General features: G+C 67.7%; 6 protein-coding genes and 1 pseudogene. 1 reads left to right on the forward strand and 6 read right to left on the reverse strand.

Features of this window, described 5'->3' with window-relative positions:
* Window positions 1-7: 7 nt before the first annotated feature.
* From ACMGER_RS08400 to rhmD, 6 genes are read right to left on the reverse strand one after another with little or no spacing between them, the layout of a single operon-like run.
* Window positions 8-3,208 carry an alpha-L-rhamnosidase gene (locus tag ACMGER_RS08400; RefSeq protein WP_436811626.1) on the reverse strand — a complete coding sequence of 1,067 codons (3,201 nt, stop codon included), beginning with the start codon at window positions 3,206-3,208 and terminating at the stop codon, window positions 8-10.
* Complete coding sequence (gene rhaT / locus ACMGER_RS08405; RefSeq protein WP_436811627.1) at window positions 3,205-4,287, reverse strand: L-rhamnose/proton symporter RhaT; 1,083 nt, start codon at window positions 4,285-4,287, stop codon at window positions 3,205-3,207. Before rhaT ends, ACMGER_RS08400 begins: the two co-directional genes overlap by 4 nt.
* Window positions 4,288-4,324: 37 nt before the next feature.
* Window positions 4,325-5,233, reverse strand: coding sequence for an amidohydrolase family protein (locus tag ACMGER_RS08410; RefSeq protein WP_436811628.1), 909 nt, complete (start codon window positions 5,231-5,233; stop codon window positions 4,325-4,327).
* A 57-nt stretch (window positions 5,234-5,290) separates the two neighbouring features.
* Window positions 5,291-6,040 (reverse strand): SDR family NAD(P)-dependent oxidoreductase, encoded by a 750-nt coding sequence (locus tag ACMGER_RS08415; protein ID WP_436811629.1) that lies wholly within the window; start codon window positions 6,038-6,040, stop codon window positions 5,291-5,293.
* The gene (locus ACMGER_RS08420) at window positions 6,037-6,885 is read right to left on the reverse strand and encodes a 2,4-didehydro-3-deoxy-L-rhamnonate hydrolase (RefSeq protein ID WP_436811630.1); all 849 of its coding nucleotides are present in this window, start codon (window positions 6,883-6,885) and stop codon (window positions 6,037-6,039) included. The genes ACMGER_RS08415 and ACMGER_RS08420 overlap by 4 nt, the downstream gene beginning before the upstream one ends.
* Before the next feature lie 9 nt (window positions 6,886-6,894).
* Window positions 6,895-8,079 carry an L-rhamnonate dehydratase gene (rhmD, locus tag ACMGER_RS08425; RefSeq protein WP_436811631.1) on the reverse strand — a complete coding sequence of 395 codons (1,185 nt, stop codon included), beginning with the start codon at window positions 8,077-8,079 and terminating at the stop codon, window positions 6,895-6,897.
* A 293-nt stretch (window positions 8,080-8,372) separates the two neighbouring features.
* On the opposite strand from rhmD, the pseudogene ACMGER_RS08430 reads away from it, so the two are divergent.
* A pseudogene (locus ACMGER_RS08430) lies at window positions 8,373-8,522 on the forward strand (glucose/galactose MFS transporter); the annotation flags it as partial.

The following is an 8,522-nucleotide window of genomic DNA, read 5'->3' on the forward strand; positions in this document are numbered from 1 at the left end:
ATTCCTCTTAGATCGTAAAGCGGTAGGCACCGGAGCCGACCTCGAAGCGGACGAGGTCCTGTTCGTGGCGCAGGTTGCGGACGTCGGAATGGCCGTCGAGCGTGCGGCCGCCCTCGCGCCAGGCGCGCGCGGGGAGTTCGACCTCGGCCACGGTATTGGCGGGAACGGTGAGCGCGAGGCTGGTGAGGCCTTGCGCGTCGCCGTCGACCTCCGTCGCGATCGTGCCGACGCAGGACTCGTACTTGGCCGAGACCTTGCCGACGTTGGGCAGCCAGACCGGCCGCACCGCGATGCGGCGGAAGCCCGGCGCCGCCGGCGCGATGCCGGCGAGGCGGCGGTATAGGAAGCCCACCACCGCGCCCAACGCATAGTGATTGTAGCTGTTCATCGCGATGTCGCCGACATCGCCGTTCCATCGCTCCCATACGGTCGTGGCGCCCTTGACGGGCATGTAGCCCCACGACGGATAGCCGGTCTGGAGGAGAAGGCCGCTGACCACCTCCCACTCGCCCGCGTCCGCGAGCGCGTCGAGCAGATAGGGCGTGCCAAGGAAGCCGGTCGACAGCTTCATGCCCCTGCGGCGGATATCGGCGGCGAGGATCTTCGCGGCGGCCGCGCGCTGGTCGGGCGGGGTGAGGCCGCAGTGGAGCGCGAGCACCTGGCTGGTCTGGCTGCCGTTGCCGGCGGTGCCGTCCGGCTTGAGCAGGGTCTGCTGCGCGGCCCGGACGATCTTCCCGCGCAGGTCGGTGTAGCGCGCGGCATCGGCGGAGCGCCCGGTCGCGGTCGCCATCTCCGCCATGAGCTGCGCGCACCACGCCCAATAGGCCGTCGCGCACAGGACGCGCGGCGTGGTCTCGTCGTCGGGCTTGACCGCGTCGACCGACAGCCAGTCGCCGAGATCGAGCCCGCGGTCCTTGCGCCAGATGTAATCGGGGTTGTTCCGGGCGACATAGGCCATCCAGCCTTCCATCGCCGCCCAGTTCTCGTCGATCACGGCGGTGTCGCCGTAGCGCTGCCATAGGCGGTAGGGGAGGATGATCCCCGCCTCGCTCCAGCCCGCGGTCACCACGTCGGGGAAGGAGAGGGGCTGCGGCACCACGATCGGATAGGCGCCGTCCTGCCGCTGCGCCGCGCGCGCCTCGGTCAGGAAGCGGCGGATGAAGGGATCGACCTCCATGTTGAACGCGGCGGCGTCGAGGAACACCTGGATATCGCCCATCCAGCCCATGCGCTCGTCGCGTTGCGGGCAGTCGGTCGGCACCGCGAAGAAATTGGAGCGCTGGCTCCATTCGGCGTTCTGCCAGATCTTCTGGAGCAGCGGCGCGGTGAAGGTCATCTCGCCGGTCGTGCGGCAGCCGGAGTAGACGACGACGCCCTCGATGTCGGCCAGCGTCGGGGTGCCCGGATATCCTTCGATCTCGACGTAGCGGAAGCCGTGGTAGGTGAAGTGCGGCTCGAACGTCTCGCCTTCCGGGTCGCCGCTGAGGATGAAGCGGTCGGTGCATTCGGCGAGGCGGAGGTTGGACTGGTCGGCGGTGCCGTCCTTCTTGAGCAGCTCGGCGAAGCGCGCGGTAATGGTGGTGCCGGCCGCGCCTTTGGCCTTGAGGCGCACCCAGCCGGCGAAATTCTGGCCGAAATCGAAGACGAATCGGCCGGGCCGAGGCTCGCTCACCTTCACCGGACGGCGCGTCATGTTGGGGGTGAGCAGCGGCGAGGTTTGCGCGATGAGCCGGGCCTTGGGTGCGGCGCCGACCTTCACCGGCACCCAGCGCGAGGCGTCGAAGCCCGGCGTGTCCCAGCCGGGCGTGCGCAGCCGCGCGTCGAAGGTCTCGCCGTTGTAGATGTCCGACTTGAGGATCGGCGAGGGACCGATGCGCCAGCCCGGCCCCGTCACGATCCACTCGTGCGAGCCATCCTCGTAATCGAGCCGGAGCTGCGCCCGCAGCCGCCGCGGCGCCGGACCGAAGCCGTAGCGCTCCATCCGCCAGCCATAGGCGCCGGCGTACCAGCCATCGCCGACCACCGCGCCCAGCGCGTTCTCGCCCGGCGCGATCAGCTTCGTGACGTCGTAGGTCTGATAGAAGACATGATCCCTGGCGACGCTGATCTCGGGCGCGAGATGCGCGGTGGTGACGCGCTTGCCGTTGATGCGCGCGTCATAGGCGCCGAGCGCGGTCGCATAGAGCCGGGCCGCGACCACTGTCTTCTTCGGCGTGAAGCCGGTCCTGAGCAGCATCGCCGGCTCGGACGGGCGCGGATCGTTCCGGGCGTGCGATCCGCTCTTCACCGGTCGCGCCCAGCCGCTCGCATCGAAGCCGGGCTCGGTCCAGCCCTTGGGCACGTCGGGCATCACCCGCCAGGCGGGGCCGCTGACGATACGGTCGATCCGCCCGCCCTTGCGATGCAGCCGGACCAGCGCGGCGAAGGCGCCGCCGTCGACCGGGAAGAAGCCGGTGGTCTCCGCCTCGACCAGCGCGCAGACGCTGTTACGGCCGGGCCGGATATCGTCTTCGAACGGCAGCAAGGTGCCCCAGAAGGGCAGCATCGTGTCCCAGCCGAGCCCGAGCGGCAGCGCATCGGGGGTCTTATGCTCGCCGTTGATCCACACGCCGCGCATATGGTCCTTGCCGGCGAGCAGAATCTCGGCGTGTTCGAGGTCGGCGGGCGCCTCGAAGTCCAGGCGGAAGGCGTGCGGACGGCTGTCGAGCGCTTTCTCGGTCCATACCCACTGCACGCCGGCCGCGCGATCGGCGGCGGCGAGCGCGTCCTCGGCCTCGATCCATTCGGCGCGCCAGTCCTCGGGTGCGAGCAGGCCCGTCTCGAACCAGGCCGGGGCGGAGCGCGCAGTGCGGCTGCGGTCGTCGGTGACCTCGACGGTCCACCACACGCGCTGCATCGACTGGAGCGGCTTGCCGGCCCATTGGATGTCGAAGGTCGCGTCCGAGTCGACGCTGCCGCTGTCCCACAGATCGGCCTTGCCGACGCCCGTCCCCGCCTGGATGCGGTAGCGGGCCTGCTTCACCCCGCGCCTGTCCGCCTCGATCCGCCAGGACAGGCGCGGCTTGGCGACGTCGGTGCCGAGCAGGTCGGCCGTGTGCTCGGCCCGCAAGTCCACCACCACGAGCGCCGGGGAGGCGGCGCGGGCCGGGACGGCGGCGAGCGCGGCGGCGGTGCCGGTGGCGGCGAGGAACTCGCGGCGGCTCGTCACGCCGCCGTCCCCAGCATGTTGCCGTAGCCGATCACCACCGTCGCGGCGACGAGCAGGAAGATGCCGAACCACACCATGCCCCTGACGCGCGGCGCGGCGTCCTTCCACTCCTTGAAGCCGAAGCCCCACAAGGTGCCGAAGATGATGATGCTCGCCATGTGCAGCGTCCATGACGAGAAGCCGAAGCGCCCCATCTGGCTCTCGCCCATCGTGTAGAAGAAGAACTGGAAGTACCAGAGCGTCCCGCCCAGCGCGGCGAGCAGGTAATTTGCGAGCAGCGGCGGCGGGGTGCCGTCGGCATCGGCCGCCTTGCCCGGCCGGCCGATGAACTCGCCGGCGGTGCCATTGCGGACGATGAGGAAGCCGCACCAGATCGCGTTGGTGATGAGCCCACCGAACATGACGAGGCACAGCGTCGGCAGGCCGGTCCACAAGGGGCCGGTGCCGGCGGCGGCGGAGATCGCCTTGATCGGTTCGCCCGCCGCGAGGCCGAAGGCGAAACAGGCCGACATGATGCCGGAGAAGACCGCGACCGCGATCCCCTTCCTGAAGTCGAACTCGGCGATCGCCTCCGCCTTCTTCTCGGCCGACAAGGCGGCGTCCTTGCGCGCCCCCGCCAGCGCGACGACGATGATGCCGGCCAGCGTGATCGCGAGGCCGAGCAGGATGACGAGGCCGCTGGTCGTGCCGAGCAGCTTGCCGGCGAAGTCGCCCTGGAAGATCGGCGGGATCAGCGTGCCGAACACCGTGCACAGCCCCAGCACCACCGCCATGCCGAGCGACAGCCCGAGGTAGCGCATGGTGAGCCCGTAGGTGAGCCCGCCGAATCCCCATAATATGCCGAACAGGATGCACAGGCCGGCGATGTGCCTTGGCACCTGCGCCATCACCCCGAACAGGTCGTTGGTCTGGATGCTCGCCATCACCCAGGGCGCGATCACCCAGGAGAAGATGCCGCCGGTGATCCAGAAAATCTCCCAACTCCACCGCTTGATGCCGCGATAGGGCACGTAGAAGGTCGCCGAGGAAAAGCCGCCGAGCCAGTGGAAGACGACGCCGAGGAGCGGATTGCTGTTCATGCGTGGGGACTCCCGGAGTCAATGGTTGCGGGCGCGATCACAGGTCGAGGTCCAGGCGGTAGACACGATTGGCGTTGCCGCCGAACAGTGCGCGCTTCTCGTCGCCAGTGAAATCGGCGACGATCGCGTGATAGGCCTCCATGTGCCGGTCGAAGCTGCCGAACAGCTTGTCGGTGGGGAAGTCGCTGGCGAACAGGCAGCGCTCAGCGCCGAAGATCTCGATCGCCTCAAGGATCAGCGGGCGGATTTGGTCAATCGTCCATGGGCGATGGACGAAGCCCGCGCCCGAGAGCTTGGTGACGACGTGGCGATTGGCGGCGAGCGCGCGCATCCCGCGCCGCCAGTCGCCGAAGCCGTCGGGATCGGTCGCGACCGCCATGCCCATGTGGTTGACGATCACCGCTATGTCCGGGTGGTGTGCGATCAGGCCGGCGAGCGGCTCCATCTGCCCGGGATAGCATTGCAGGTCGAAAGAGAAGCCGTGATCCGCGAGCCGGGCGTAGCCGCGCTCCCATGCCTCGTCCCGCGTCACGTCGCGCGGACCATAGGTGCGCTTGGGATCGGGGTGCCAGTTGACGATATGGCGGATGCCGCGGACGCCGGGATGCATCGCGTGCGCCGCGAGCAGCGTGTCGACCTCCGGATCGTCGAGCGCGGCGAAGGCGACGATGCCGCTCGGCATCCCGCGCTCGTCGCGCATCGCCTGCAGCCATTCGGTCTCGGCGAGCGCCGCGGTCGGTTCGGCACCGGCATCGACATGCACCATGCCGACCACGTTCCACCGCGACGCATCGGCGAGGTAGTCGTCGAGCAGGTAATCCTTCGCGATCGGCTCGACGCTGCCGTTGGGGCCGTCGTCGGAGAAGGGCGGCGTCAGCCATGGATAGCGGATGCGCGACAGATCCCACAGGTGGACATGGGCGTCGACGAACGGAATCTCCGGCACTTGAGTCTCTCCCCAGATGGCGGGCGCCGCCGCTTGCGGGCGGCTGCCGCTTAAACGTCAGAAGGTGGTGCGGCCCCCCGAGGTATCGAAGGTCGACGCGGTGGTGAAGCTGCACTCCTCGCTCGCCATGAAGCAGACCATGGCGGCCGATTCCTCGACCTCGCCCAGCCGGCCCATCGGGATCTTCGAGCGCATGTAATCGACCTGGCTCTGCGGGAGCTGGGCTAGAATCGGGCTCTCGAAGGTGGCGGGGGTGAGGCTGTTGGCGATCACGCCCTTGTCCGCGAGCTCCTTGCCGAGGCTCTTGGTGAAGCCGATCACGCCCGCCTTGGATGCCGAATAGGCGGAGGCGTTGGGATTGCCTTCCTTGCCCGCGACCGAGGCGATGTTGACGATGCGGCCGTAGCCGTTCGCCAGCATCAGCGGCACCACGGCCCGGTTGCAGTAGAACAGGCCGTTCAAGTTGATATCGATCACCCGCTGCCAGCTGTCGATCGGGAACTCGTGGACCGGCGCGGTGGCGCCGGTGATGCCGGCCGAGCAGATCAGGATGTCGACCTTGCCGAGCGCGGCGGCGCTGGTCTTGGCCGCGGCCTCGACCGCCGCGGGATCGGATACGTCGAGCGCCTGGATGTCGGCGGCCTCGATCTCGTCCTTGGCGGCGGCGAGTGCCTCCGGATTGAGGTCCCACAGCGCGACGGTGCCGCCCTCGGCGACGATGCGCCGTGCCACCGCCTTGCCGAGGCCCGACGCGCCGCCGGTGACGATCGCGCTGCGCTGGAAGAAGCGGCCGGGATAGAGGGTCACGCGAACGCCCCCAGGTCGAACGCGACCACCTTCTGCCGCTGCTGCCCGAGCTTCTCGATGGTCAGCGCCATCTCGTCGCCGGCCTTGAGGAAGATCTTCTCGGGCTTCTTGCCTTCGCCGACGCCTGGCGGCGTGCCGGTGATGATCAGGTCGCCCGGCAACAGCGTGACGTAGCGGCTGACGTAGGAGATGATCTCGGCGACGGTGAAGATCATCGTCTTCGTATTGCCGGTCTGCATCCGCTCGCCGTTGACGTCGAGGCTCATCGCCAGGTTCTGCGGATCGCCGACCTCGTCGGGCGTCACCAGCCACGGGCCGACCGGGCAGAAGGTGTCGTGGCCCTTGCCCTTCGACCATTGCGAGCCGCGCTCCTTCTGGTTGAAGCGCTCCGACACGTCGTTCGCCAGCACATAGCCGGCGACATGGTTCAGCGCGTCGGCCTCCTCGACGTAGCGGCAGGTCTTGCCGATCACCACGCCCAGCTCGACCTCCCAGTCGCTATGGGTCGAATCCTTGGGCAGCACGACATCGTCGTTCGGACCGGTCAGACTCGACAGCGCCTTCATGAACATGATCGGCTCGGTCGGGATCGGCAGGCCCGATTCATGCGCGTGGTCGGCATAGTTGAGGCCGATCGCGACGATCTTGCTGATGCCGGCGACCGGCACGCCGTAGCGCGGCTGGCCTTCGACCAGCGGCAGCGACGCCGGATCGACGCCCGCCAGCCCGGCGACCGCATCGGCGGTGATGTCGCTCACCTTGCCCGACAGGTCGCGGATGCGTCCGTCGGCGTCGATCAGACCAGGCTTCTCGGCGCCCTTCGCGCCATAGCGGCAAAACTTCATGGGGAATCCTCAGTTCGGGTAGGGACGATGGAGGGCGATATCGCGGTTGAGCTCGACGCCGAAGCCCGGCTTGTCGAGCGCCGACGCCCTGATGCGGCCGTTCTCGGGCACCGGCTCGCCGAGCAGCTGCGGCGCGAACATCGGCACCACCTCGGTCGGGCCGGGGTGCATCATCAGGAACTCGGCGAACGGCGAGTTGTGGCGGGTGATCACGAAATGATAGCTGTAGACCGACGAGCCGTGCGGCACGACCAGCTTGCCGCGCGCATCGGCGAGCGCGGAGATCTTGAGCAGCTCGGTGACGCCGCCGCACCAGCCGACGTCGGGCTGGATGATGTCGCAGCACTCCATCTCGAGCAGCATCCGGAAGCCCCAGCGCGTCGCCTCATGCTCGCCGGTGGTGACCAGCATCCCGCGCGGCATGTTGCGGCGCAGCTCCGCATAACCCCAGTAATCGTCGGGGCTGAGCGCTTCCTCGATCCACTTGAGGCCGAGCTCGTGGCCGGCGATGGCGAGGCGCGTCGCATAGTCGACGTCGAGCGCCATCCAGCAATCGTACATCAGCCAGAAATCGTCGCCGACCTTGGACCGCATGTCGGCGAGCAGCGCGATATTCTTCTTGAGCCCTTCGATCCCTTCGGCCGGACCGTGGTGGAGCGGGAGCTTGCCGCCGATGAAGCCGAGCTCCTTGGCGACGTCCGGCCGCGCGCCGGTCGCGTAAAATTGGAGCTCGTCGCGCACCGCGCCGCCGAGCAGCTGGTACACCGGCTCGCCGCGCAGCTTGCCGAGCAGATCCCACAACGCAAGGTCGACACCGGAGATGGCGTTCACCACCAGCCCCTTGCGCCCGTAATATTGCGTCGAGAAGTACATCTGGTCCCAGATCTTCTCATACTCGGCCGGATCGCGGCCGATCAGGAAGCGCGACAGGTGCTTCTCGACGATGAACGCCGCCGGCTCGCCGCCGGTGGTGACGGCGAAGCCGATGGTGCCGTCCTCGGCCTCCAGCTCGACGACCAGCGTACCCAGCACGTTGATGCCGAAGCTCTGCCGCGACCGGCGATATTCGGGATAGCGCGCCATCGGGGTGGCGATGTGGTCGTCGATCCAGTGGCCCTCGCCCTGGTCGTGATAGTCGGCGCCACCGCCGCGCACGGTGAATGCACGGACATGCTTGATCCTCGATAGCGCCACTGCCTAACCTCCCCTGCTCTCAGACATATGGATATAATATTAGTATTATATTTTGGTCAATCGGTCCATATGTTGACAACGCCGGTGGATCAGCCTCCGTGATGCAAGCCTTGCCTCATTTAGCTCCGCCTGTCTAGAATAGTAATATTATATCGAAGCAGACGGCGGCGGTGTGGTGGCCGGAGAGAAAGGGCGGCCGATTTCCGATTGCCCATTCGAAAATCCGCTGGTGATTGCCGCCGCGATGCAGCATCGCAGGAGCGCACTCTGACAACGCCCGGGAGGGGACGAGAATGGCTGGACCGGTATCGACTGGGGCGACGACCACGTCGGCGGGGACGGAGACCTATCGCGGTGCGCTGAGGCTGCTGGCGACGCTGTTCTTCATGTGGGGTTTTATTACGGTCATCAACAACACGCTGCTGCCGCATCTGAGGAGCGTG

The sequence above is a fragment of the Sphingomonas astragali genome, from assembly GCF_051400615.1.
In the GTDB taxonomy this organism is placed as follows: domain Bacteria; phylum Pseudomonadota; class Alphaproteobacteria; order Sphingomonadales; family Sphingomonadaceae; genus Sphingomonas.

Bases quoted from the DNA above. Each gene is read 5' to 3' on its own strand.
- rhaT (WP_436811627.1), bottom strand. From the start codon at position 4,287: ATGAACAGCAATCCGCTCCTCGGCGTCGTCTTCCACTGGCTCGGCGGC.
- ACMGER_RS08420 (WP_436811630.1), bottom strand. From the start codon at position 6,885: ATGAAGTTTTGCCGCTATGGCGCGAAGGGCGCCGAGAAGCCTGGTCTG.